19 protein-coding genes are annotated in these 24815 nt (G+C 45.4%); 5 read left to right on the forward strand and 14 right to left on the reverse strand.

Annotated features, from left to right (window positions below; translation table 11 throughout):
• Positions 1–45: 45 nt before the first annotated feature.
• From MHB37_RS27780 to MHB37_RS27790, 3 genes are all read right to left on the reverse strand, one after another.
• A complete protein-coding gene (locus tag MHB37_RS27780) occupies positions 46–1803 on the reverse strand; it encodes an ABC transporter substrate-binding protein (protein WP_405168725.1) in 1758 nt (585 codons plus the stop codon).
• Positions 1804–1944: 141 nt separating this feature from the next.
• Complete coding sequence (locus MHB37_RS27785; RefSeq protein WP_076128700.1) at positions 1945–2850, reverse strand: carbohydrate ABC transporter permease; 906 nt, start codon at positions 2848–2850, stop codon at positions 1945–1947.
• Between the two features lie 65 nt (positions 2851–2915).
• Positions 2916–3896, reverse strand: coding sequence for an ABC transporter permease (locus MHB37_RS27790; protein WP_405168726.1), 981 nt, complete (start codon positions 3894–3896; stop codon positions 2916–2918).
• Positions 3897–4638: 742 nt separating this feature from the next.
• On the opposite strand from MHB37_RS27790, the gene MHB37_RS27795 reads away from it, so the two are divergent.
• Positions 4639–5040: a hypothetical protein gene (locus MHB37_RS27795; protein WP_405168727.1), complete on the forward strand. Its 402-nt coding sequence runs from the start codon at positions 4639–4641 to the stop codon at positions 5038–5040.
• Between the two features lie 78 nt (positions 5041–5118).
• Here MHB37_RS27795 and MHB37_RS27800 read toward each other — a convergent pair whose 3' ends face one another.
• The 4 genes from MHB37_RS27800 to xylA form a co-directional block, all read right to left on the reverse strand.
• On the reverse strand, positions 5119–6669 hold the full coding sequence (locus tag MHB37_RS27800; RefSeq protein ID WP_076185438.1) for a response regulator transcription factor: 1551 nt from the start codon (positions 6667–6669) through the stop codon (positions 5119–5121).
• Positions 6666–8453 carry a sensor histidine kinase gene (locus MHB37_RS27805; protein WP_076128708.1) on the reverse strand — a complete coding sequence of 596 codons (1788 nt, stop codon included), beginning with the start codon at positions 8451–8453 and terminating at the stop codon, positions 6666–6668. The genes MHB37_RS27800 and MHB37_RS27805 overlap by 4 nt, the downstream gene beginning before the upstream one ends.
• 207 nt (positions 8454–8660) lie before the next feature.
• Positions 8661–10157: a xylulokinase gene (gene xylB / locus MHB37_RS27810; RefSeq protein ID WP_076128710.1), complete on the reverse strand. Its 1497-nt coding sequence runs from the start codon at positions 10155–10157 to the stop codon at positions 8661–8663.
• A gap of 187 nt (positions 10158–10344) precedes the next feature.
• Positions 10345–11661 carry a xylose isomerase gene (gene xylA, locus MHB37_RS27815; RefSeq protein WP_076128712.1) on the reverse strand — a complete coding sequence of 439 codons (1317 nt, stop codon included), beginning with the start codon at positions 11659–11661 and terminating at the stop codon, positions 10345–10347.
• A 268-nt stretch (positions 11662–11929) separates the two neighbouring features.
• Between xylA and MHB37_RS27820 the strand changes: the two genes are divergently transcribed.
• Both MHB37_RS27820 and MHB37_RS27825 read left to right on the forward strand, forming a co-directional pair.
• Positions 11930–13090, forward strand: a complete 1161-nt coding sequence (locus MHB37_RS27820) for an ROK family transcriptional regulator (RefSeq protein WP_076185439.1) — start codon at positions 11930–11932, stop codon at positions 13088–13090.
• A 192-nt stretch (positions 13091–13282) separates the two neighbouring features.
• Positions 13283–13483 carry a hypothetical protein gene (locus tag MHB37_RS27825; protein WP_036680251.1) on the forward strand — a complete coding sequence of 67 codons (201 nt, stop codon included), beginning with the start codon at positions 13283–13285 and terminating at the stop codon, positions 13481–13483.
• 138 nt (positions 13484–13621) lie between these two features.
• Here MHB37_RS27825 and MHB37_RS27830 read toward each other — a convergent pair whose 3' ends face one another.
• The 7 genes from MHB37_RS27830 to deoC form a co-directional block, all read right to left on the reverse strand.
• Positions 13622–13855 carry a glutaredoxin family protein gene (locus MHB37_RS27830; RefSeq protein WP_076128716.1) on the reverse strand — a complete coding sequence of 78 codons (234 nt, stop codon included), beginning with the start codon at positions 13853–13855 and terminating at the stop codon, positions 13622–13624.
• A 32-nt stretch (positions 13856–13887) separates the two neighbouring features.
• Positions 13888–14829, reverse strand: coding sequence for a thioredoxin-disulfide reductase (trxB, locus tag MHB37_RS27835; protein ID WP_076128718.1), 942 nt, complete (start codon positions 14827–14829; stop codon positions 13888–13890).
• A gap of 183 nt (positions 14830–15012) precedes the next feature.
• Positions 15013–16977: a heavy metal translocating P-type ATPase gene (locus MHB37_RS27840; protein ID WP_405168728.1), complete on the reverse strand. Its 1965-nt coding sequence runs from the start codon at positions 16975–16977 to the stop codon at positions 15013–15015.
• 324 nt (positions 16978–17301) lie between these two features.
• Positions 17302–18441 (reverse strand): 3-dehydroquinate synthase, encoded by a 1140-nt coding sequence (gene aroB, locus MHB37_RS27845; protein ID WP_405168729.1) that lies wholly within the window; start codon positions 18439–18441, stop codon positions 17302–17304.
• A 1116-nt stretch (positions 18442–19557) separates the two neighbouring features.
• Positions 19558–20628, reverse strand: a complete 1071-nt coding sequence (locus MHB37_RS27850) for a hypothetical protein (protein WP_076128725.1) — start codon at positions 20626–20628, stop codon at positions 19558–19560.
• Positions 20629–20839: 211 nt separating this feature from the next.
• The gene (locus MHB37_RS27855; RefSeq protein ID WP_036680260.1) at positions 20840–22132 is read right to left on the reverse strand and encodes a homocysteine synthase; all 1293 of its coding nucleotides are present in this window, start codon (positions 22130–22132) and stop codon (positions 20840–20842) included.
• 311 nt (positions 22133–22443) lie between these two features.
• The gene (gene deoC, locus MHB37_RS27860; protein ID WP_036680262.1) at positions 22444–23121 is read right to left on the reverse strand and encodes a deoxyribose-phosphate aldolase; all 678 of its coding nucleotides are present in this window, start codon (positions 23119–23121) and stop codon (positions 22444–22446) included.
• A 297-nt stretch (positions 23122–23418) separates the two neighbouring features.
• On the opposite strand from deoC, the gene MHB37_RS27865 reads away from it, so the two are divergent.
• Positions 23419–23760 (forward strand): hypothetical protein, encoded by a 342-nt coding sequence (locus MHB37_RS27865; RefSeq protein ID WP_076099934.1) that lies wholly within the window; start codon positions 23419–23421, stop codon positions 23758–23760.
• 10 nt (positions 23761–23770) lie between these two features.
• A complete protein-coding gene (locus tag MHB37_RS27870; protein ID WP_076277142.1) occupies positions 23771–24763 on the forward strand; it encodes a ketoacyl-ACP synthase III in 993 nt (330 codons plus the stop codon).
• The last annotated feature ends 52 nt before the right edge of the window (positions 24764–24815 follow it).

The raw sequence follows: 24815 nt of genomic DNA on the forward strand, positions 1-24815 counted from the left end.
TCCCGCCATCTTCATGCTTTTATTGGATTAGACGAAATTTAATAATTAATCATTCCAAAGTTTCACGCGTTGTTTAACCAGCTCTTCACGCAAATCTTCAGCTTTCGTTACACCAGCTTTATCAAGCTCAGCCATGTAAGCATCCCAAACTTTATCGAAATCAGCTGGTTTAGACAAGATTGCTTCTGGGATCCGTTTCCAACTGATATCCTTCAGCTTGTTGTCAAGAACGACAATTTCGCTATCCCCAGGAATCGTGATGTTCCATGCTGCGCCCCAAGGTTTAACTTTGAACTCATCTTCACTTGGGAAGAGGTCTTTCCAAGTTGTTGCTTTGTAAGCAGCAAGTGTTTCTTTTTCAACCGCATTGTAACCTACAGTTACTTGCTCAGGGAAACGAGTTGTGTAGTAGTTACCAGATGGATCCAATACACCGTCGCCATAGTGAGCGCTCAGCAATGCATAGTTTGATCCGACATTACCCAAACCAGTTTCTTTTTGGAAGTTGGTAGTGTCATTATATTTACGGTCGTTCACATCTTCAGGAATGACACGTTTGCCATCAACAACATTGTAGTGTTTGCCTTCAATACCCCAGTTAACCAATACTTGACCTTCGTCGGAAGCTAGGTAGTCCAGGAATTTAATTGCACGAACTGGATCTTTAGCATCTACGCTGATCCCAATTCCGTTACCACCCATGAAGCCTGTAGGCCAGAAGGAGGTTTCTTTGTACTCCTCAGACAAGGTTACAGGATAGTGTCCATAGCCTTGATCCAGCTTGCCTTCAGCTTTCAATGCTTTTTCTCCATCGCCATAACCCCAGTCTTGGTCAATCAAACCAATAACGCGGCCGGTAGCGATTTTAGCTTTGTACTGATCATACTTTTGAACGAAACTTTCTGGATCAAGCAATCCGATATCGTTCATGTGGTTGAGCCAGCGGAAATATTCTTTTTCAGCCGGACGACGGAAGTGATAAGTTACTTCTTGGGTGTCAATATCAATCGCATATTCACCATCGTCAGGAGAACCAGTAGTAATAAATGCTGGGTTAGTTACTGTAATGTACATGTACCAATCATCTGCATTCAAAGTCAGGCCGATGTTTTTGTTACCATTTTCATCGGTAGGATGTTTTTCCAGGTAAGCCTTGATTACGTTCTCATAATCTTGAACAGTTTTGATTGCAGGATATCCAGCTTCTTTAACAGCACGGTGCTGTAGTTCAAATCCGCCACCAGCATCAAAATATTTGTTGTCCACACCTGCATAGGTAGGGATAGCATAAATCGCATGATCATCGTCACTGTAACGTGAACGTTTCATGCCTTCTTCGCCCAATACTTTTTTGATATTCGGAGCATATTTTTCAATCAGGTCTGTTAGATCAAGCATTGCGCCTGCATCCACCAGCTTACTGACATCAGTCTTAGCACTGATCAAATCCGGATATTCGCCGCTCGCTGCGATCAAGGCTACTTTTTGTTGAGGATCACCAACTGCATATTCAGCATTTAGGGTTACTCCCGTTTTTTCCGTAATCACTTTACCAACTTCATCTTGCATACCTGTCCAGTTCGGGTTAGGGTCTGCACTGAAGAAGGTCATCGTGAGCGGGGAAATATCCTCAGCCGCATTGGTCGCATTTCCAGCATTAGTTGCATTGCCGCCTGTATTTCCAGCTGCAGCATTACCATTGTTGCCATTGTTACCGCCGCAGCCTGCAAGCACACCGAGCAGCATAATAGAAGTGAGCGTTAATGCCGTAGCTTTGGCTTTTATCTTTCTATTACTTCCCATTAAATAAACCCTCCTTAAAATTGTTTATCTATCGTATCACAGGTGAAGACCTGTTAATACTTTACCCAGCTTGCCAAAAGAAAACGGATACACAATAGGTTTTAAGCATAGGGGAGACTAAGCTCCCCCGTTAAACTGTGATTAGCTCTTCACAGCACCAAGTGTCATACCTTTAACAAAATACTTCTGAATGAACGGATAAACCAACAGGATCGGTACGGTTACGACAATCGTAATCGCCATTTTGAGCGACTCCGGCGAGACCTGATTGGAAGCCAGCGAAGCAATGTTGGAGCGGTAGTCGCCTCCGTTACCACTGGTTGTGGTCTGTAGAACCTTCATCAATTCATATTGCAATGTGGTCAAGTTAGGGCTTGAACCATTGTACAGATAAGTATCAAACCAAGCATTCCATTGACCTACTGCTAGGAACAGCGCGATCGTTGCTAGCGCTGGCTTCATCAATGGCAGAATAACGCGGAAGTAGATAGTAAAGTCATTGGCTCCATCCAGCTTCGCCGATTCCTGCAGCGCATACGGCAGGCCGTCGATGAAGGAGCGGATAACGAAGACGTTAAAGGCACTAACCAGTCCAGGCAATACATAGACTGCAAAGCTGTTCATCATATGCAGATCCTTGATCAGCATATAGATTGGAATCATTCCTCCTGAGATATACATGGTCATTGCCAAGAATGTGGAGACAAACTTGCGACCTGCAAAGTCAGGGCGGCTGATCGTAAACGCCAGCATCGAGGCACTGATCAGTCCGAACAAAGTACCGATAATTGTCCGCAAAGCGGATATTTTAAACCCGGTGATTAATCCGGAGAAAGTGAAGATCTTTAGGTAATTGTCCCAGGTAAAATCCCGGGGATAGATGGTCACTCCACCGCGCACACTGTCCACTGAATCATTCAGTGAGATGGCAAGCACGTTCAAAAACGGATAAATCGTGATTACAACCACGAACAGTACTACAAAATATACAAAGAAATCAAAGATCCGGTCTGACCATGACTTTCCGGTGATAGCTGAATTTCCCACTGTAACGCTCTCCTTTCATGAAAAGGGCAATTTACTGCCACGATTGGGTAGAAGGGCCTTCTGTGCTACAGAAGGCTCTCTTTTGTTGTACGTTTGAAGATTCCATTAATCGTAAACAGTAGAATTACACTGATCACTGAGTTGAATATATTGATCGCAGTACCGTAGGAATATCTCGCCATGCCCAGTCCGTATTTCAGTGAATACAAGTCTAGCACTTGAGAATAGTCGGTAACGAGGTTGTTTCCGAGCAAGAATTGCTTCTCAAAGCCGATATTGAGCAAATTACCCACCGACATAATGAGTAGTACAGTAATTGTTGGGCGAATACCCGGAAGTGTAATATGCCATACCTGACGAAGCCTGCTGGCACCGTCTACCCGGGCCGCTTCGTACAATTCAGGCCCAATACCTGCGATAGCTGCAAGGTAGATGATGGCGTTCCATCCGGTCTCTTTCCAGACATCCGATAAGGTAACGATTCCCCAGAAGAGATGGCCCTGGGCCATAAACTGGATAGGTGCGTCTATGAATCCTATTCCTAACAAGATATCGTTTGCAAGACCATTTTCACCAGATAACATTTTAGTTACAATCCCCGCTGCAACCACCCATGATACAAAGTGGGGCAAATACGAGACTGTTTGAGCAAATCTTTTAAAGAAGCCAAGACGCACTTCATTGAGCAATATTGCAAACGTTATTGGAAAGATAAATCCTGCGACTAAGCCCATTCCACTCATCGCCAGCGTATTACGCAGCGCCAGAAGGAATTGCGAGTCACTGAACAGTGTCTTAAAGTGTTCAAAACCTACCCATTCTTGTTCAAAAAAGCCACGTGCGGGCTTGTACTTTTGAAAAGCCATCGTCCAGCCCCATAACGGGAGATAACTGAAGACGAATGCCCAGATCACAAAAGGTATCGACATCATCCATAAGTACTTTTGATTCTTAAAGCTTCTCCAAAACCGTCCTCCTGAAGCAGGCTTTTTGTTGCGTGTTCGGGTATCCGGCGGGATTTGAGAAGTTACTGTGTCCGCTTTCATAAAGCCCCTCCTCTCTATGTCTATATTCTAAATCTCTGTAAGCGATTGCAGTACCCTATAAATTCGACCTAAAATCAGGTGAAAATTAGAGATTTAGAGCCCAAATAAAGCGGATACATCGTTGAAAACACTGAAAACAAACATGAATTTACTGAAAATAAAATTAAGTGAAATTATTTGATTTCATAAATCAATACGATACTTAATCCCCTGTCTATTTCACACAATTAATACTTCATCCCATAATTAAAAAACGCCCCGAGCTAACGTTCTATAAGTGAACGTGGCCGGAAGCGAAGGCGCGGACTGAAATGACCTTATTTAAGCAAATTGCACATCTTATTGGGTTAGGCGGACTATAAAGACCTTATTCACTTAAAAAACCACCTTTTGGAGAACATTTGCAGCTAATAACGTACATGGAGTCCGATAAATCGAAATTGGACTCGAAATAGCCCAAATAACGACTCTGGAGTCCGTCATACCCGCGAATGAAAACTATAATATGCTCTCAGATGAGGCGTAACAAGTATACCCGTAACCCCTGCCCTGCTCCTCAACGAAAACCTCCGTATGGTTCAATTAAAATTAATTACTTTAATATCATCTTAGCTAGAAAATATTACCTGATACATCAGTACTTCAACTATTTCAGATACATATTCCTTATACGCACATGCCGAGTCGACATTATCTGTTGTACCTGCAATTTATTTTCCTAAAGGAGGGTAATAGGAGAGCAATGAAAAACAAAAACATCAAGACATTATTATTGATTATCGCCGCAGTATTATTGACACTAAATTTATTTCAATTCAATAACAACGTAAGCCATAACAGATTAATGGATAGGCTGGACCTGAATCTGACATCAGAACTCGACGGTCTAAGAGTGGAATTAGAACGATCCTCAACACCAAACATTCTTGCTGTAGAGCAAGCGAGTAAAGTTGCCGCCCTTTCGACGTATTCAACATTAGGGTTCGATTATGGATATACCTTGGAAACCAGAATACATGACAAATATGTACAAAATGAACCTTTTAAAGAGATGGATCAAATTCAAGAGTTACTTCTGACCCTTCAAAAGGACCCTGCAAATCAAGAATTGCAACAAAGATTAGATTTATTATTAGTGAAGTAGCTTTAATGTAAGAAAAAAAGCCACAGCTAAAGCTCAGGTTATACCTGAACTGCAACTGTGGCTTTTTGGGCTTCTATTTTAGATGTTTTTGCGAAAAGAACTTGGGGAGAGTCCTACATATTTACGGAACTTGGCGTTGAAGTAATCGGGGTTCATGTACCCAACTTTCTCGGCCACCTCATATACTTTCATGCCTTGCGCTAGGAATTGCTTCGCCTTCTCAATCCGCACTTTGTCCACATACGTATTGAAGTATTCCCCGGTAGTGTTCTTGAACATTTTACCTAGATATGCGCTGTTGTAATTAAATAACTCAGATAAGGTCTCAAGCTTAAGGTTCTCATTGTAACGGCGGTTGATTAGCTCCGTAATTTTTTTGATCTCATTCCCTTTGCTGCCACTGGACATTTGATCGGCGATCTCCGCCATGAAATTAACGGCCTGCTCTTGCAGGTCTGCCAGATAATGACTATGGTAGAGCTCACCGATCGGCGGGGAATGCTTAGCGGCATTGCTGCGAATCTCTGGATAGACCGGTTCGAGACGGGCCAACACCGTACTGAGAATCCGCACAAATGTATCTTTGATCTGCTGCTCCTCACTGCCCGCAGCCAGTAGCTCCGCACAGATCGTATCCACCAGCGGTTCAATGGCCGCGCGGCTTCCGGTTTCAACAGCAAGCATTAGGCGGCTCTCCGCATCCTGCCCTTCTTCGGTGTACGCCTCCGCCACTCCAGGAAACAACATACCGGAGAGATCGGCGCTGATCAGAATCCCTTTGCGGTAAAAGAATGCCCGGCGCAGCAGTTCACGCGCCACTTGAAAAGACTGTGCCGCCTCTTCTGGTCCAGCTACAGGGCCTCCCGTTGCTGCGCTGAAGTTGTATCCCTCGCGGCAAATTAAGGACGCAAGCTCTTCCATCAGCCGCTCCTGTTCCTGCTTTCCTGGCAGCGGCTCTTGCAGCAGGAATCCAATATATGGCGGCATCGTGAAAAACATCCGCTCTTCACTGCTGCCAAAATACTGTTCTACCGCGGCCTTAACGGCCCGCTCCCCTTCCTCACTGCCGCCCGCAGGCGCGAGTAATTCGAGTAGGATCACTTCGACACGGTCTGATTTAAGACCCAGTGCTGCCGCCTGCTTAGCAGGATCATTCTCCCCCTCCTCCGCAGTTGAAGGCTGCAGCAATGTACGCAGCAGGCTTTCGCGATTACGGGCAGGCTCCTCTTCATTCCAGCGGCTAAAGCGATCTTCCTGAGCGATCGTGACTCTGAGTTCCTCCAAATAGTTGATTAGCTCTTCCTCATCCACCGGCTTCAGTAAATAGCCGTCAATGCGGTAAGAAATGGCTCGTTTGGCATACTCAAAATCCGCATGACCACTTAAAATTAGCACATGGCTGGTCGAGCCTTCCTCGCGCAGCTCACCGATTAACTCCAGCCCGTCCATACCAGGCATGCGGATATCCACCACAATCAGTTCCGGATAAAAAATATGATATTTCTCCTGAGCTTGCAAGCCGTTGGCGGCCGTAGCCACCACCGTATACCCTAGCTCTTCCCAAGGGATTAGAGCCCGAAGGCCTTCCCGCAGCTTTGGCTCATCATCAACAATCAATACTTTGATCATAGATTTATGTCCTCCATTGGAATACGAAACGTAATAGATGTTCCTTCATTCATCCGGCTTTCGATATTCAGTCCATATTCAACACCGTAGGATAACTTCAAACGGTCGTGTACATTGCGCAGCCCGATGCGTGCCTCTTCCTGCTCATCACGAACCTCAAGGGTATAACGGATCTGCTCCAGCTTGTCCGGAGTGATCCCGGCTCCATTATCGGTAATGGTAAAGACCGCATGATTCTGCTCACGCTTGATATTCACCGTAACCATTGCTCCATCCATCGTGTTGTCTAACCCATGAATCACCGCATTTTCCACAAGCGGCTGCACAATCAGCGGCGGGATGTAGAGTGATTCGACGGCAGGGTCTACAATAAATTGATATTTCAAACGATCCTCATAACGGAATTGCTGAATATCCAAATAACAACGAACCACTTCAAGCTCCTGGCTAAGCAAAATTTTACTTCGGCCTACCTCCAGATTACTGCGCATCATTTTGCCAAGAAGACGCACTACCCGTGCAATCTCCACTTGCCCTTTCATATGGGCCTCCATACGAATAGATTCCAGCGCATTGAACAAGAAATGAGGATTGATCTGGCTTGCCAGCATTTTAAAACGGATATCATTCTGTTTCTGTTCCAGCAGACTGTTCTGGTCATTAGATTCCTGTACCTCGTACATCAAATCGTTAATACTCCGTACCATAGAATTGAACTGACGAGCTAACAGAGCAATTTCATCTTTGCCATCAATTTTTAATGAAGTGTCAAAATCACCCGTACTAACGCGGTTAATATGTCTGCTTAACTGCAATAATCGACGTGAAAATAATGAAGAGAAACTATATATGATTAAAAAGGCCAATAAAACGCTTACGGCAATCACGGTAATCGAAAGCTTAATCACCCGATTAGGTTCTTTGACTATACTATCAATAGAAAAAACAGAAATAATTCGCAGGGCGTTACGGCTGGCTTGTGGTTTAAGTTCTTCTATCACTATTTTGGAGGCTTCACCATCTACTTCTGCCTCATAGCTCCCGCTTCCTTGCCCCAAAAGCTTTGTATCAAAAGAAACATCTGCCAGTTTCTTTCCTGTCCGATCGCTCCGGTTCGCAGCAATGATATTATCCTGATCATCCACGATCATGGTATCAAATGATTCCTGGCTCAGAATTGAGGTTAGCTGGTGACTGTTTACATTAATAACGAGCACGCCAATTTTACTGGAGCCCTCCAGCTCGATTTTGCGGACAAGACTTAAATAATTCCGCTGATCACGCTCATCCTCTATATATTCCCAACCGACGAGGCTATCGTACCGCTGTGCTCTTTGATACCACTGGCTCTCCTTAATGGCAGACGAAGGATTGATCAGCTCCCAGTTGTTAAGCAGCGTAGCATTATCAGTGTATAAACGTATGTTGGATATGTCTTTATATAATCTTAGGTATTCACGCATATCAGTGTAATCCCGATAAGCCTCAACCACATCATAAGTGCTTACATACTGGCGTATGGCGAGTTTTTTCAGCCGGGCATCATTGGACAATCGATACGCTATATCTTGCGATACACCGATGACTTCTTCTGTTCTTTTTTTTACCCGATCTACGTTAATTGAAGCTTGCTCCAGTGCGTTCTCAAACGCCATGGTCCTCATCTCAATCGTAAGATAACCACCTACCAGTAATACCGGTAAAAGTGTAGTCAGTAAAAAAGCAAGCAGCAGCTTATTGCGGATTTTGATGTCATTCAGCACCTTAACAAACCATTGAAACATGGCCTTTCGCCCCCCGAAACCTTCACTATCTCATGTACAGGCTGCCACTACCTTGGAGATATTCCATACTTTACAGAAGAAAAATGAAAACGGCAACATTTTTGAATATTGCCGTTCATCACCTCTATAAAGAAGATGGTCTTTAAAAAGGCCTTCCGCCAGATGCGAAAGACCTTTTTTATATCAGACAGATTGATAAATGGCGTTTTATTGGCGATATGCAGCCAGCTTGTTATTCAATTCGCGGGTCTGGCCGTAAACCTCCTGATAGAGGTTGAATAGACCATCATAGATTGCCGTTTGTTTCGGATCTGGTTTATAAACATCAGCAGGACGGATAAACGCTTCTGCACATTCCGCAAGGGATGTGAACCATCCGCTTCCATAAGCCGCCAGCATAGCTGCTCCCATTGCCGGACCCTGTTCACTTTCCAGCTTCACGATGGATGCATTGAAAATATCAGCCTGCATTTGCAGCCAAGCCTCATTTTTAGCTCCACCACCAATTGCAATGATCTCTGTAATCTCTTTGCCTGACTCACGTACAATCTCAATGGATTCACGCAGTGAGAAGGTAATGCCTTCTAATACTGCACGTGTAAAATGCGTCAACGTATGCCCTGAATCCATACCAATAAAGCTTCCTCGAATATTCGCATCTGGATGTGGTGTACGTTCTCCTACAATATAAGGTGTGAATAACAGGCCTCCGCTGCCAGCTGGAATAGAGGAAACTCCGCTTAACAGCTCATCAAAGCTTTTGTCCGCCGCAAAGGTTTCTTTGAACCACGTAAGGCTATGACCAGCAGCTAGTGTAACCCCCATAATATAGTAGGCATCTTTTTCACCATGGTTAAAGAAATGGACTTTGCCTTCGAGATTCAAATCTTTATTGCTCTCATAAGAAAGAACTACACCAGATGTACCAATACTGCACATGGTCCGGCCTTCTCCCAATACACCCGCTCCGAGCGCGCCACAAGCATTATCTGCACCACCAGCAAATACCTTCGTTGAAGATAAAAGACCTGACGCTTCAGCAATGTCCGGCAATAAAGTTCCAGTCTGTTCAAAGGATTCTACCAATCTAGGACAAAGAGAAAGCGGAAGTTCAAAAGCCTCTGCGATTTCTGCACTCCATTCTTTAGAACCTACATCCAATAGCAACGTTCCGGCAGCATCGGAGTAATCCATTGCATAATCACCCGTCAACCGATAACGAACATAATCTTTTGGCAGCAGGAACTGATGCGCCTGTGATAATACTTCTGGTTCATTCTCTTGAACCCACAGAATCTTAGGCAGTGTAAAACCTTCCAATGCTTTGTTTCTGGCGATATCGATCAACTTCGTTCCAAGCGTCTTCTCAATCTTACGGCATTGTGCAGTAGTACGGGTATCATTCCAAAGAATAGCTGGACGCAGCACTTGCCCTTCTTTATCTACCAGTACCAATCCGTGCATTTGTCCGGAGAAACTTAGACCGTCTACTTGAGACGGGTCTATGCCTGATACTTCAATCAGACGGCGCAGGCTGACCAGCGTGCCCTTTACCCAATCTTCAGGATTTTGCTCACTCCAGTTCGGTTGGGGTCTGCTTAGCGGGTAGGACTCAGAATGCTCAAAAGCCACCTTCCCCTGCGGGTCCACTAGAACAGTCTTCACTGCACTAGTCCCCAAATCAACACCTATAACGTATTTCATTTTTGACCTCCTAAAAGTTTTGTTAGCATAGACTTCATTGAATTACTTCGAGCAAAACTTACTTCGTAAGCATCTTGCTTAGTTTTTACTACAAAAAGGGGGCTGCCGAAGAATGCTCTCTTCAGCAACCCCCGTTGCATTTGTTCAAACTCGACTCAAAGCCTAAGCTTCAAGCTCCCTATAAGGACTACTCAGCCAAGATGTATTGGTTAAGGGTAGCTCTCAGGTATTCTTGACGTCCGGATTGGTTAGGACGTGGGTTCTCATTGTTCAAAGCATATTCAGCCAAAGAAGCCAATGTTGCTTTACCGGAAACGATGTCTGCACCAACGCCTTCTGTGAAGCTGCTGTAGCGTTTGTCAATGAAATCTTCGAATACGCGATCTTCGATCAATTTAGCAGCAACTTTCAAGCCTTTTGCGTAAGTATCCATACCAGCGATGTGTGCCAAGAACAGATCTTGTGGCTCGAAGGAAGGACGACGTACTTTAGCGTCGAAGTTAATTCCGCCTTTGCCAAGACCGTCATTCTTCAATACTTCATAAAGAGTAAGTGTTGCATCGTAGATGTTTACTGGGAATTCATCAGTATCCCAACCAAGCAGTGTATCCCCTTGGTTAGCGTCAAGTGATCCAAGCATGCCATTAATACGAGCTACACGAAGTTCATGTTCAAAAGTATGACCTGCAAGCGTAGCGTGGTTAGCTTCAAGGTTCAGCTTGAAGTGCTTGTCGAGGTTGTATTTTTGCAAGAACGAAATTGTTGTTGCTGCATCGAAATCATATTGATGTTTAGTAGGCTCTTTTGGTTTAGGTTCGATCAGGAATTGACCATCAAAGCCAATTTCCTTAGCGTAATCTACGGCCATGCTGAACAGACGTGCAATGTTATCTTGTTCAAGACCCATATCTGTATTCAGCAATTCTTCGTAACCTTCACGGCCGCCCCAGAATACATAGTTGCTTGCGCCCAGACGTTTACCAACTTCCAGACCTTTCTTCACTTGTGCTGCTGCATGTGCGAAAACATCAGCGTTAGGTGTAGAACCTGCACCGTGCATATAACGCGGGTTAGTGAACATATTAGCTGTATTCCACAGCAATTTCTTGCCGGAAGTCTTCATGCCTTGTTCAAGGATATCAACAATAGTGTCGATGTTGCTGTAGAACTCACGCAAAGATGCGCCTTCTGGTGCGATATCTACATCATGGAAGCAGAAGTAAGGCAGATCCATCTTGTCCATAAATTCGAATGCTGCTTCAGCGCGAGCTTTAGCTTTATCAAGACCACTCAATTTGTCCCAGCTGCGAATTGCAGTTTCAGCGCCAAACGGATCAGAACCGCCAGCAGTTAATGTATGCCAATAAGCCATTGCAAATTTCAGATGTTCCTCCATAGTTTTGCCGGCTACGACTTCTTTAGGATTGTAGAATTTAAATGCATAAGGGTTGGTGGAACGGCTTCCCTCGTAAGAGATTTTGTTCACTGTCTCAAAATAAGCCATTGTGTAATCCTCCTCATATTGTGCTACGCTAGCAAGCGTTTACAGCATCATCTTAACACATCTTTTTGACTTTGTATATTGGTTAAACAAAGTTTTTTTATAAAATTTCCGCCTCTTTAAGTCTCCCTTGCCTATCCGTTTAATATTCAAAAAATCCAACAAACATAGATTTCCTCTTTTCTGCCGATGTATTGCAATTTCCAGCACATCACTCTAGACTAAGTGGCATACAACAAAAGGGAACTATGCTAAAAAGGATGTGTGATTCGTGAAGGTTACCGGAGATCAGGCGCTGGTCAAAAAAATCAATAAATCGATCGTACTACATACTATTCGAAGGAACTCTCCGCTCTCGCGCGCCAAGGTTTCAGAGATGACCGGACTGAATAAAGCTACCGTATCCAATCTGGTGGCAGAGCTATGCGCTCAAGAATTAGTGACTGAAGTTGGACCAGGTCAATCCAGTGGCGGTCGTAAACCGCTAATGCTGCATTTTAACAGCATGGCTGGCAGCGTAATCGGCATAGAGCTGCGAGTGAAGCAGTTGACAGCCGTCTTATGTGATTTAAGTGGTGGCATTCTTTTCGAAAGCGATTTCTCTCTGGATAATCATGCGCTGCCTTATGTACTGGAACGGATGAAAAAAATAATCTCAGACTTGATTGATAAAGCACCTGAATCCCCATACGGTATCGTCGGCATCGGAGTAGGTGTCCCCGGGATGGTGGATGAGAACGGGGTTGTTCTTTTTGCTCCCAACCTTGGCTGGGAAATGGTCGACCTGCGGGGTATTTTGGAGGCGGAATTCGCGGTTCCAGTCACTATTGATAACGAAGCTAACGCAGGTGCACAAGGTGAACTGAACTTTGGGGCGGCAAAAGACGTTAGACATCTGCTCTACATCAGTGCGGGTTCAGGGATCGGATCCGGTATTATTATTGGCGGAGAGCTGTACAAAGGTGCAAGAGGATATGCCGGCGAGACCGGACATATGACGATTGAAGCACAAGGCAAGCCGTGCAGTTGTGGGAGTCGTGGCTGTTGGGAGCTATATGCCTCGGAGAAAACCTATGACCATTCCGAGTTCTCCCTCCCTGCTCATACTACACAAGAACTGGTCCGTTATGCAGCCGCTGGACAAGAAGACGCCTTGCGCCACTTCTCATCTATGGGTGAATATCTCGGCATCGGAGTAACGAATCTAATCAATAGCTTTAATCCAGAGCTGATTGTCATCGGTGGAGCCTTATCCGAAGCAGAAGCCTGGTTAGGGGAGCCCCTTCGCCGGGTTGTAGCCGAGCGTACACTTCCTTATCATAAGCAGCAGCTCGAGATTACCTTCTCCAAGCTGGGCAGCCGAGGCACGATGATAGGCGCGGGGTTCTCTGCAGTTATGCATTTTCTAGGCGATATTCGGGTGACCGTTTAAGGTAGTCTAATGGACAACGTTTTGCGGGACAGTTTCACGGGTGAAATTCAAGAGCGGATAGAATTGACGTAAAATTGCCGCATTTAGGTGGATCAAAAGTGCAGTAAAAGCAACTTAAATCCTATATAATAAAGGATAAGTTAGTGTGACATTTATCACTACAACCCCTTTTTTGAAATGGAGAGCGAGTCCATGACCTATGTTGATACGTCTGATATCTCGGCACAGATGTTCATCACTGTGTTGCTTTTTCTGCTCATTATTGCCCCTTTGATCAGTCTCGGTGTGCTCCGTTTTTTTCAAGCCAAAAAGAAATCAGGGTTCATTCTGATCGGCAGCGGTGTTGCTGTATACGTCCTATTTCAGATCATTACCTCTTTCACTCAAGCTTAAATTGAACTTTGCGATTTACATCATAAAAAATAGCCTGCGCATATTAGCGTCAGGCTATTTTTGTATACTTAGACCACAAAAAGATCACCTCCAAAATGGAAGCGACCTTTTGCAATTTCCTCACAGAAATATATTTAATTAAACAGTCGCCAATGCTTTGTCGAACTGAGTTTTATTCATCCCCACGATTTTGTGCTCACCAATTACAGTTACAGGAACAGCTCTCATTCCCATATCCCAAACCTGCTGCGCGTAATCATCATTCTGCTCAATATTACGCTCTTCATAGGCTACGCCTTTTTCGCTCAAAAAGCTCTTCACCTGACGGCAATGTGGACAATTTGTTGATGTATATACAATTACATTTTCCATCATTAGACCTCCTATGGAAGATTACAGTTATGTTACAGAATAACCGCGCTATGTTCCAGACTTTCAATGTATTTCTCAGCATCCATAGCTGCCATACATCCACTGCCTGCTGCTGTAATTGCTTGTCTATAACGGGTATCCTGCACATCACCACAAGCGAATACGCCTGGGATATTAGTTTCAGAAGTACCTGGGTTAGTCATGATATAACCTTCAGTATTAGTTGTGATTTGTCCACCCAAAAATGCAGTGTTAGGATGGTGGCCAATCGCCACAAACACTCCGCTTGCTTCAATGATTTCTTCTTGTCCGGTCTCATTGTTCAGCACTTTTAGTCCACTCACGCCTTTGTCTCCAGAAGTTACTTCCAGAGGAGTACGATTCAGGCTCCAAGCTACTTTAACATTATCGCGAACGCGATCCTGCATGATCTTGGAAGCACGTAGCTCTTCACGACGGTGTACCAGCGTTACTTTGGAGGCAAAACGAGTCAAGAAACCCGCTTCCTCAAGCGCAGAATCTCCACCGCCAACAACCACGATCTCTTTATTACGGAAGAAGAATCCATCACAGGTAGCACAGGTGCTCACACCGCGTCCCACATTATCCTGCTCGCCTGGGATACCGAGGTATTTTGCCGTAGCGCCAGTCGAAATGATCAGGGTATCCGTCGTAAGAACACCCAATCCTTCAACATTAAGCTTAAAAGGACGCTCTCCAAGTTCTACACTGTTCACCCAACCCGTACGGAATTCCGCACCAAAACGTTCAGCTTGTTTACGCATATTATCCATTAAGTCTGGACCCATAATTCCATCAGGAAATCCCGGGAAATTCTCCACTTCTGTAGTGGTGGTCAATTGTCCGCCAGGTTGAGGTCCTTCGATTACTAGTGGGTTCAAATTGGCACGAGCCAAGTAGATAGCAGCAGTCAACCCCGCCGGTCCGGTTCCAACAATTATTGATTTATACATATCTATATCCTCCTTGAGTTAGACGGCAGTGACGTCGCTTCTTATTTAAAATAATTATAATGTAGTCTTAATTATGCTAACTGAAAGCAAAAATGTCAATAAGCCAGACTCCCTCAGGGAAAAATCATTTGTGAACAATTTAATTTTTGGCAATAAATAATACACAGTAACATCACTGACCTCTTACCGCAACAATCGCAGCCCATTAAGAATAACCAATATCGTACTGCCTTCATGACCGATCACGCCAAAAGGAAGGGCGATGCCCTGCACAAAGTTACTGATCATCAGAACCGCGATTACTGTTACAGCAAAAATCATATTTTGCTTCACAATACGCTGTGAGCGCCGTGCCAATGAAATGGTCGAGGCGATCTCTTCAATATTATCATTCATAAGCACTACATCGGCGATCTCAAGCGCTGCACCACTGCCTTTCATGCCCATTCCCATACCAACAGTCGCTGTAGCCAGAGCAGGCGCATCATTCACACCGTCACCCACCATCACAACATTACCGTGCTCTTCACGAAGCGCCTTAATATGCTTTACTTTATCCTCTGGTAAAAGGTCGGCAAATACTAAATCTACTCCGGTTGAAGCCGCAATAACCTTTGCTGTAGCTTCCCGGTCACCCGTAAGCATAGCCACTTTAATCCCCAGCTCCTGCAGCTTCCGCACTGCGGCTTCTGCTTGTGGGCGAACTGTATCCTGCAATGCAATCATACCTGCAATATGCTCACCGTCCAAAATAATGGAGACAGTCTTCCCCTCTTCCGCCAACTGCTGCCGTTTAGTTCTCCAGAATGCAAGCTCAGAGTTCATCGCAGATGAAATCAGCTCATCCAGTAAATTGGACTTTCCAATTTTCCAGAGATGCCCGTCAACTTGACCTTCAATTCCCCAGCCAGTGATGGTTTTACTTTCCTGCACTCCCCGCAGCTCCAGATATTCTTCCTCAGCTTTACGCACAATGGCTTCCGCCAATGGATGGCGTGACATATGCTCAATGGATGCGCTAATCGCCAGTAATTCTTCCCGGTTGTAGCCTTCAGCTGCAATAAAGTCTGTCACCTGCGGAGTTCCCTCTGTAAGGGTCCCTGTCTTATCAAAAGCTACAACAGAGGTCCGAGCCATATTTTCGAGGTGGACCCCGCCTTTAAATAAAATCCCTTTTCGCGCACTTTTGGAAATGGCCGACAGCATCGCAGGCATAATCGATGAGACCAACGCACAAGGCGAGGCTACTACAAGAAAAACCATCGCTTTATAAAAGGTTGCGCTCCAGCTCCAGTCCAGCAAAAAGGGTGGAAGGAAAATAAGAGCCACAGTCGAGGCAACGACTACCCGTGCATAGATGGCTTCCAGTCTTTTAATGAATCGCTGTGAGTTTGGAACATCCGACTCTGCTTCTTCTACCATCTTAATGATCTTGGAAAAAAGTGTGTTCTCTGCTGATTTCGTTACTTCAATATAAAGTGGACCTTCTCCATTGACCGTACCTGCGAATACTTCGCTGCCGGCACATTTTTCAACAGGCACTGACTCTCCTGTAATGGAAGCCTGATCTACTGCCGATTCTCCTCTGTACACCTTACCATCTGCAGGAATAAGATCCCCTGGACGTACAAGCAACAGATCTCCAATTACTAACTGATCGATAGCTACCTCGTTCATGCTTCCTTTCTCAATCCGCATGGCTGTGGCAGGTTTCAAGGCCATAAGTGAGGAAATATCCTTCTTACTCCGTTCCATCGTATAGCTCTCTAAAGCTCCACTAAGCGCAAAAATAAAGATGAGCATAGCACCTTCATTCCAGTACCCAATGGTAGCTGCGCCTAGTGCGGCCGCAATCATCAGCAGGTTCACATCGAGATCACGTTCTTTGACGAGCGTCTCAACGCCTTCTTTGGCTTTGTTCCAGCCACCAATGGTATACGAAATAACATAAAGTACTATAGAGAAAACTTCTGACCAGCTGCCCATAACCCAAGCAAAAAGCATAAGCACTCCGCTGCCAAGCGCAGCCTGCATCTCGGAGTTGCTGAGCATGGCTCTCAGATCGAACCGGCGTTTTGGAGCGCCTGGTTTCTTCATGCTGCCGGAGATTGAGGTTTGCTGGGGTAAATGTTTTGATGTTGCTTGCATAATAATCACCATCCTGAAAGTTTTGTGTAGGATTACTTCATTGACTTCTCTTCGCAACAAAACTTGCTTCGGGAGCATACGTTTTGTTTTGTCTAAATGATAATGAGAGCCATTCTTAAGACCCCTAAAATGACACATGCTGCCCCGGCTTAGCCGGGACAGCATGAATGATAACTATGAGTAGTGAGAATGATAATCATTGTTGCAACAGTACAACTATATTTCCTTAGTGCAACTTATATTTTAATAATACCACCTTGAATGAAAAAGTAAACCCTACCTTCTGGGCTATTCGTCATAAATTTAGAATAACTTTTTCCTATCTTAGCTGCGTATTTTATTTAAAAGCTCGGATAGGACTTGCTCTTCGACTGGCGTCGAATAAGCTCCACCTTCAAAAGACTTCATCGCTCCAATTCCAGCTTGGAACACAAACCGTATACGCCCTTTGCGAACCTTTTTATCCGTATACATCTTATCAATCAGCATTCTATTTGTAATGGTTGCTTGTATTTCAGTCGGAAGTCCCGCCTTCTTCAACAAAGCAATCACACGCTGAGTTTGGTCAGCCGTTACATACCCCAACTGCTCTGCCAGCTGCACCTGAACCACGAGTCCAATCGCAATAGCCTCACCATGTAATAATTCATAACCACTTAATGCCTCTAACGCCCGGCCAGCAGTATGCCCCAGATTTAGAATTTGGCGCAGGTTGCTCTCCAGTTCATCCTTTTCCACCACGCTATACTTGATCTCACAATTATGAAAAGCAATCCGTTCGCAAACCTCTCGATCTAATACAAGATCGCCTTCTGAGGAAACCACTCGCTCCATATTCTGTTCAAGAAACTCAAAAAAATCAGCATCCGCGATGCAGGCATGTTTGATTGTTTCAGCCAACCCACTACGAAGCTCACGTACCGGAAGCGTTCTCCAAGTGGCTAGGTCAATGTAGACCTTTTTAGGCTGATGAAAAACACCAATTAGATTGGTTGCAACCGGTGTATTCACGCCCGTTTTACCACCAATAGAAGCATCCGCTGCTGCTAAAAGGGTAGTTGCATAGTTCAAACTTGGCACTCCCCGACCAAATGTTCCAGCCAAAAAACCTGCCAAATCCGTTACCGCTCCACCTCCGATGGCAAGGATACAGCAATCCCGTCCATAAGACCGGCTTAATAGCCGGTCCTCCAGCTGTGCCTTCGTTTCTCGGGTTTTAGACTTCTCTCCAGCAGGGAAAGAAAATAACTCCGCTTGAAAATCATTCTGATGCAGTTGTTCTAACAAGGCTTGTCCATACAGGGCTTCAACTTTTGAATCTGTAACAATCGCGAATTTGCTTACATTTTCGACAATTCCATGTTTCAAATCCTCGATCAGAGCACCAAAAAGACCTTCCCCAATCTCAATATCGTAAGAATGATCTACGACCTTTTGCAGGCCAACTCTAAAATTTGTAGACATCTACAGCACCCCTATTCAGCAAGATGCTAATTAAATTCGAGCGGCTGCGGCCATTATCCTGTTTATGTAAAATGTAAGGAGAAGCTGGAAACGTATGTGGATGTCCTAAAACTAATGTTGTCTGTAGCTACTGGTGATAGTAGAAAGGATCGGTGCAGATTAGTTTGAGTGCGGGGGTTGAGTGCGGGGGTTGAGTACGGAGATTGAGCGCAAAGTATGAATACGACACGAGTGATGAACGTATGATGCAAGTTGCTCGCGTATGTTGCTACTATCGGACTCAGCTGACCCTAATCGCTGATTTTAAACACATTTGGTATTCTAACGGACTCCATTGCAGCTATTGACCTGAAAAGCACCAAATATGTACCTCTTCCTAACGAATAGTGTCTCTCGTGTCCGAAACCATGCTTAAAAAGCTAAAATCAGGCAAATAGCGTCATCTGGGTCCTTAAGCATCGGGGGGCGGAGGAGTGCAGAGGTTGAGTTCAGAGTTTGAATGCAAAGCATGAGTGCAAATTAGTTTAAGTGCGGTGGTTGGGCACAGGGTGGGAGTGCGGAGGTTGCATCCAAAAGCATGAGTGCCAGATTAGTTTAAGAACGGAGGTTGGGCACAGGGTGGGAGTACGGAGGTTGAGTGCAGAGGTTGAGTACGGAGGTTGAGTTCAAAGTATGAGTACGACACGATTGATGAGCGTATGATGCAAGTTGCTCGCGTATGTTGCTATTATCGGACTCAGCTGACCCTAATCGCTGATTTTAAACACATTTGGTATTCTAACGGACTCCATTGCAGCTATTGACCTGAAAAGCACCAAATATGTACCTCTTCCTAACGAATAGTGTCTCTGGTGTCCGAAACCATGCTTAAAAAGCTAAAATCAGGCAAATAGCGTCATCTGGGTCCTTAAGCATCAGGGGGCGGAGGTTGAGTACAGTATTGAGCACGGAGGTTGAGTATAGTGATTGAGTAAAGGGATATATGTACACTGTTGAAGCAGGCAGCTAACGACCAAAAAAACAAAGCAACGATTCTCCGATAACCGGATAATCGCTGCTCTGAGGTCTTTTTTCGATTCTTATATGAACTGCACCGTATCGTTCAGCAGAAAAAGCTTACTGCCTTCCCCCGGCGGCAGTATCCAGCGTTTCTCGCTGCCTGGCGATCCAGATCAGGCAGGCCGCTCTCAGCAGCGCTTCGGTCCGCTGACCGGCGCTGCAAAAGATCCCGCTGAGCCCGATCTGATACAGATCGGCCAAAGCCGACGCCGCCGGTGTCCCCGCGGCGAGCACCACCGCCGCCGGCTTCACGCTCGTCACGGCGGCAAAGATCTTCCCCGCCGCCAGGGCGAATTCCTCCGCGGCGGTCTCTTCCGGCGCGTGTTCGCCCGCCGCGCCGTCCAGCACTAGGAAATCGGCGATACGCGCGATTTCCGCAGCGGCGGCAGGCTCCACATCGGGCGCGATCAGCGCCCCGATGCGGCATGCCGCCGCATAAGCGTGGCCGAGTGTCTGATCGGCCACGTCTTCGATGAATTCGCGCTTTGCAGCGAATTCGGCTGCGCTTGCGGTGTAGGCGACCAGCAGGTCAAGGCGGCAATCGCCGCCTTGCCGCTGGCTCTCCGCCACCGCAGCGAACAGCGCTTCGAGCTGCGCGTCCTGAAGCGCGGCAAGCTTGGCGGGCTGCGCCACCGCAAGCGACTCTGGATGCAGCAGGGTGACCGCTGCCCATTCGCCATCCGGCGATTCGAGCAGCTCGGCAACAGCTGCACGCAGACGATAAGAGATTCGCTGCAGAATACGCGCTGTTTGGAGTTCATCTTCGCTAGATAACCAGTTCTCATAAAGACAGAACAGCTCTGGTTCCAGCAGCCATTCCTCACTCCGTATCAAACACGGGCCCGCTTGAACAGTCCTTGTTCCTTCCCGTCCAGCAAGACGTTCTTCTCTTCCTTCACGCAGCACTAGGAATGTCGATGGTTCCCCCGGCCGCTTAAAATAAGACCGCTTCAAAGGCTCAATGACATCCCTCTGCTCTACTCCAGCGATAAATTCTGCGGCAGCGGAGGCTACGGATCCAGCTTGGCTCATTTCCATTCCCACAGTCCGATCACCAGCCTTATACATGAACTTGAACGGGCGCTCTTCACTACTCCGCAAACCATCCTGCTGACGTTCACCCTTCATCCTCGCACCCACCCTTTATCTTTGGATTGCTGCCGGTATGCCAAGCTATATAACATAAGCGACCGACATTTCATTTACCTACCTCACTTATAAATACGGGAGCCACACCTGAAATATGCAAGCGTTGCCAAATCCGATGAATATTCCAACTTTTTTAGGCAACAAAAAAAGCATTACCGCAGAGCAGTAATGCTTTTCGAAATATAAACTTCTATTGTTGACTGGCAGCAATAGCTTGCTCCAGATCATAGATAATATCATCAATGGACTCCGTCCCGATCGACAAACGCAGCAATTCCGGCGTTACTCCGGCTGTGATTTGCTCCTCATCCGACAGCTGTGCATGAGTTGTGCTCGCTGGGTGGATGATCAATGACTTGGAATCCCCAACATTCGCTAAATGAGAGAACAGCTTCACATTCTCAATCAGCTTACGTCCCGCAGCACTTCCACCTTTAATACCAAAAGTAAGGATCGCACCTTGGCCTTTAGGCAAATACTTTTGCGCTAATTCATGAGATGGATGCGTAGGAAGTCCCGAATAACTTACCCATTCCACATCTGAATGTGCCTCCAAATATTGCGCTACCTTCAGCGCATTCTGGCTATGACGTTCCATCCGCAAATGAAGAGTCTCCAGACCTTGCAGCAGCATCCAAGAGTTGAACGGTGAAATCGCCGCCCCTAAATCGCGAAGCAATTGAACGCGGGCTTTAATAATATAAGCAATCGGGCCCACCGCTTCCGTATAAACCACTCCATGATAGCTTGGATCTGGCTCCGTAAGACCTGGGAATTTACCGCTTGCCTTCCAATCAAATTTACCGCCGTCAACAATAATCCCGCCAATGGATGTACCATGTCCACCGATGAATTTGGTTGCCGAATGGACAACAATGTCCGCGCCATGCTCAATCGGACGCAATAAATATGGACTTGGGAACGTATTGTCTACGATGAGAGGAATCCCATGTTCATGGGCGATCGCTGCAACTGCCGCAATATCCAGAACATTCCCCTGTGGGTTGCCGATTGTTTCTGCATACAAGGCTTTGGTCTTATCTGTAATCGCAGCACGGAAGTTCTCAGGATTATCCGAATCTACGAAATGTACCTTAATACCAAGCTTAGGCAGTGTTGTCGAAAATAGATTATAAGTCCCGCCATATAGGCTTGCTGCAGATACAATTTCATCCCCAGCGCCCGCAATATTTAGAATGGAAAAGGAAATAGCCGCTGCCCCGGAAGCTGTAGCAAGCGCACCTGCCCCGCCCTCAAGTGCTGCCACACGCTGTTCAAATACATCCGTAGTTGGGTTCATCAGCCGAGTATAAATATTACCGAATTCTTTAAGCGCGAACAGATCCGCTGCATGATCAGCATCACGGAACCCGTAAGAAGTGGTCTGATAAAGCGGTACAGCACGTGAGAAAGTAGTTGGATCAATTTCCTGGCCTGCATGGACAGCCAAAGTTTCAAACGACAGCTTGCGATCTTCTGACATAGGTATTTCCTCCCCTATAATTAAGTATAGAAATGATTAACAATTTTGAATTGTACCCATTCTCTCACAAACCACGTCATTTGAAAAGAAAAAAATCTCATTATTCCGGTGTGAATTATTGTACTTTGGTCAAATGCTTCTGCTAGTGTCCTCTACCTACTGGATAACGCTTTCAATATAAATTAATAAAAACCTCAACCTTATGTATAAAACACAATCGCTAATCAAGCTGATCGGTTAATAGTTTGAATCAGGACAGCGGCGAATGAGCTTGTCCTCCTCACTCGCCGCTTCCGATTCAGCCCTTCGGCTTAGTAATTGCTTTGGCTTGTTTCGCCTTTAGCAATCGCTACACCACCACTAGTTCCAATACGGCTTGCACCTGCTTGTACCATTACATGTGCATCTTCTGCACTACGTACACCACCGGAAGCTTTTACACCGATATTAGGTCCAACTGTAGCACGCATAAGCGCGATATCTTCTTTCGTTGCCCCGCCTGTAGAGAATCCAGTGGATGTTTTTACGTAATCTGCTCCGGCCTCAACAGATAGCTTGCAGGCACGAACTTTTTCTTCTTCCGTTAACAGACAAGCCTCAATGATGACTTTTGTCAGGGCTTTGCCGCGCGCTGCATCTACAACAGCTGCAATATCACGTTTAACCAGCTCATCGTTGCCATCTTTTAATGCTCCGATATTGATGACCATATCCACCTCGCCTGCACCTTTAGCGATAGCATCGGTAGTCTCGAATGCTTTGCTCTCTGTTGTCGATGACCCCAGCGGAAAGCCGATTACTGTACATACTTTAACCTCAGGCGTATCTTTCAGCACTTCATGGGCAGTAGCTACCCAAGCAGGGTTTACGCAAACAGAAGCAAACTTATAAGTTTTAGCTTCCTCCGCCAATTTAATAATGTCTTCTTTCCGTGCATCTGCTTTAAGCAGTGTATGATCAATGATCCCCGATAGTGTAATTTCGCTCATTTTTATTATTCCTCCATGATTTGGATAGTAGTTTTTTTCATCTCTGTAATCATACCAATAGAACTGTGCTTTGCAAAGCAAACAGGGTGGGCATGCCTACCTCAAACCTTAATTTGTGCAGATTTTATGGATTTTAAGTAGTTTATCATTCCCTAAATTATCTTTTTAAAAAAATAAAGGTTTAATCCCCTAAACTTTCCCAATTAAAAATACGATAATAGTCTTAGATAAATAGGTTTTTTTATCCTATTCATCAAAATTTTTCTTAGATAAAACTTAGGAGGAGATTAATCAAAAATGGGAAACTTCAATTTCGCCACAAATGCTGCCGATCAAAAACTGAATGTACAAGTGGAAGGAACTATGTCGCCAGAAGATGCAGGACGTTTCATTAATGAGTACAACCAAATCATAAGTGCATTCGACCCGAAACAATATGAGATCATCCTAGATTGCAAGACATTGAATGTATCCTCAAAGGACACACTTCCCATGCTTGAGCAATGCTACATACTGTACAAACAATCCGGATTTAAAAAAGTAACCTTTATTATTGCCAAAAGCCCTGTCCTAAAAATGCAGTTAAGCCGAGTGGCACGGGCAACGAAATTAGAAAATTACGAAATTATTGAAGCATAGGAGGCGCCACTTGGGACATATAGCGATTCGCCAAGCTGCTTATTACCACCCAGAGCATATCGTAGATAACGAATATTATCTGAAGCATTTTCAGAGTATGGGCAAGGACATCAAACGATTCCTAGAAGTCATGGGTCGCGACCGGAGATACATCGTAAAAGAACAGGGTGAAAATGCTCTGACGATGGGATTAAAGGCTGCCCAAAAAGTGCTTAGCGAAGCGAATTTGCAAGGTGAGGATATGGACATGATCATGTTCGCTTCACAGACGCCAGAGTACACCTATCCTACCAATGCACTTCTCCTACACCGTATGCTTCAAGGTAAACACCGGACCATTACGCAGGATTCCAATGCTAACTGCGCAGGAATGGTCTCCGCCGTGGAGCAGACAAGTCGTTATATGCAAGCCAATCCCAGCATCAGGTACGCACTCGTTGTAGGAAGCGACTACAGCTCAGTAAACTGCAATACAGATGATGAAATTACTTACCCTAACTTTGGGGACGCCGCAGCAGCAGTGATTCTAGAGCGCAGCAGTGAGCATGCAGGCTTCATAGATTCCCTTTATTACACCGATTCTGAAGGCTCCGAAAATATTATGTTCCCGGCCTGCGGCCTGTCCAATATTTATCAAGAGGGTATGACCCCAGAGCAGATTCGGATACGGTGGACCCCTTTTGACGGTACAGTGTGTGTGGATGCGGCTATAGCGGATATGAAGGAGCTTCTCTCACGCAACGGTCTGACTACGGATGATATCTCTGCATTCTGCCTTTCACAATTCTCACTGAAAAATATCGAGCTCATCCAAATCGGACTTGGGCTAACCGCAGAAAAGTTCATTTATGTAGGCGACGAGTTCGGCTACACAGCCACAAGCAGTCCTTTTATCGCCTTTCAACGCGGAGTCGAGGACGGACGAATTAAACGTGGCGATTATGTCTTCTTTTGGTCAGTTGGCGCTGGCTGGCAAATTCCTACGATGCTTTATCAATATTAATAGCATAAAAAGCCCTACTTCTATAGAAGTAGGGCTTTCATCAGAGGAAATA

Source organism: Paenibacillus sp. FSL H3-0286 (assembly GCF_045040705.1).
Classification (GTDB): domain Bacteria; phylum Bacillota; class Bacilli; order Paenibacillales; family Paenibacillaceae; genus Paenibacillus_AQ; species Paenibacillus_AQ odorifer.

Coding starts and splice junctions, on each gene's coding strand:
- MHB37_RS27805 (WP_076128708.1), bottom strand. CDS start 8,453: ATGTTTCAATGGTTTGTTAAGGTGCTGAATGACATCAAAATCCGCAAT.
- MHB37_RS27790 (WP_405168726.1), bottom strand. CDS start 3,896: ATGAAAGCGGACACAGTAACTTCTCAAATCCCGCCGGATACCCGAACA.
- aroB (WP_405168729.1), bottom strand. CDS start 18,441: ATGTCTACAAATTTTAGAGTTGGCCTGCAAAAGGTCGTAGATCATTCT.
- MHB37_RS27800 (WP_076185438.1), bottom strand. CDS start 6,669: ATGATCAAAGTATTGATTGTTGATGATGAGCCAAAGCTGCGGGAAGGC.
- MHB37_RS27795 (WP_405168727.1), top strand. CDS start 4,639: ATGAAAAACAAAAACATCAAGACATTATTATTGATTATCGCCGCAGTA.
- MHB37_RS27840 (WP_405168728.1), bottom strand. CDS start 16,977: ATGCAAGCAACATCAAAACATTTACCCCAGCAAACCTCAATCTCCGGC.
- MHB37_RS27850 (WP_076128725.1), bottom strand. CDS start 20,628: ATGAAGGGTGAACGTCAGCAGGATGGTTTGCGGAGTAGTGAAGAGCGC.
- MHB37_RS27865 (WP_076099934.1), top strand. CDS start 23,419: ATGGGAAACTTCAATTTCGCCACAAATGCTGCCGATCAAAAACTGAAT.
- MHB37_RS27855 (WP_036680260.1), bottom strand. CDS start 22,132: ATGTCAGAAGATCGCAAGCTGTCGTTTGAAACTTTGGCTGTCCATGCA.
- xylB (WP_076128710.1), bottom strand. CDS start 10,157: ATGAAATACGTTATAGGTGTTGATTTGGGGACTAGTGCAGTGAAGACT.
- MHB37_RS27825 (WP_036680251.1), top strand. CDS start 13,283: ATGACCTATGTTGATACGTCTGATATCTCGGCACAGATGTTCATCACT.
- trxB (WP_076128718.1), bottom strand. CDS start 14,829: ATGTATAAATCAATAATTGTTGGAACCGGACCGGCGGGGTTGACTGCT.
- MHB37_RS27780 (WP_405168725.1), bottom strand. CDS start 1,803: ATGGGAAGTAATAGAAAGATAAAAGCCAAAGCTACGGCATTAACGCTC.
- MHB37_RS27830 (WP_076128716.1), bottom strand. CDS start 13,855: ATGGAAAATGTAATTGTATATACATCAACAAATTGTCCACATTGCCGT.
- deoC (WP_036680262.1), bottom strand. CDS start 23,121: ATGAGCGAAATTACACTATCGGGGATCATTGATCATACACTGCTTAAA.
- xylA (WP_076128712.1), bottom strand. CDS start 11,661: ATGGCTTATTTTGAGACAGTGAACAAAATCTCTTACGAGGGAAGCCGT.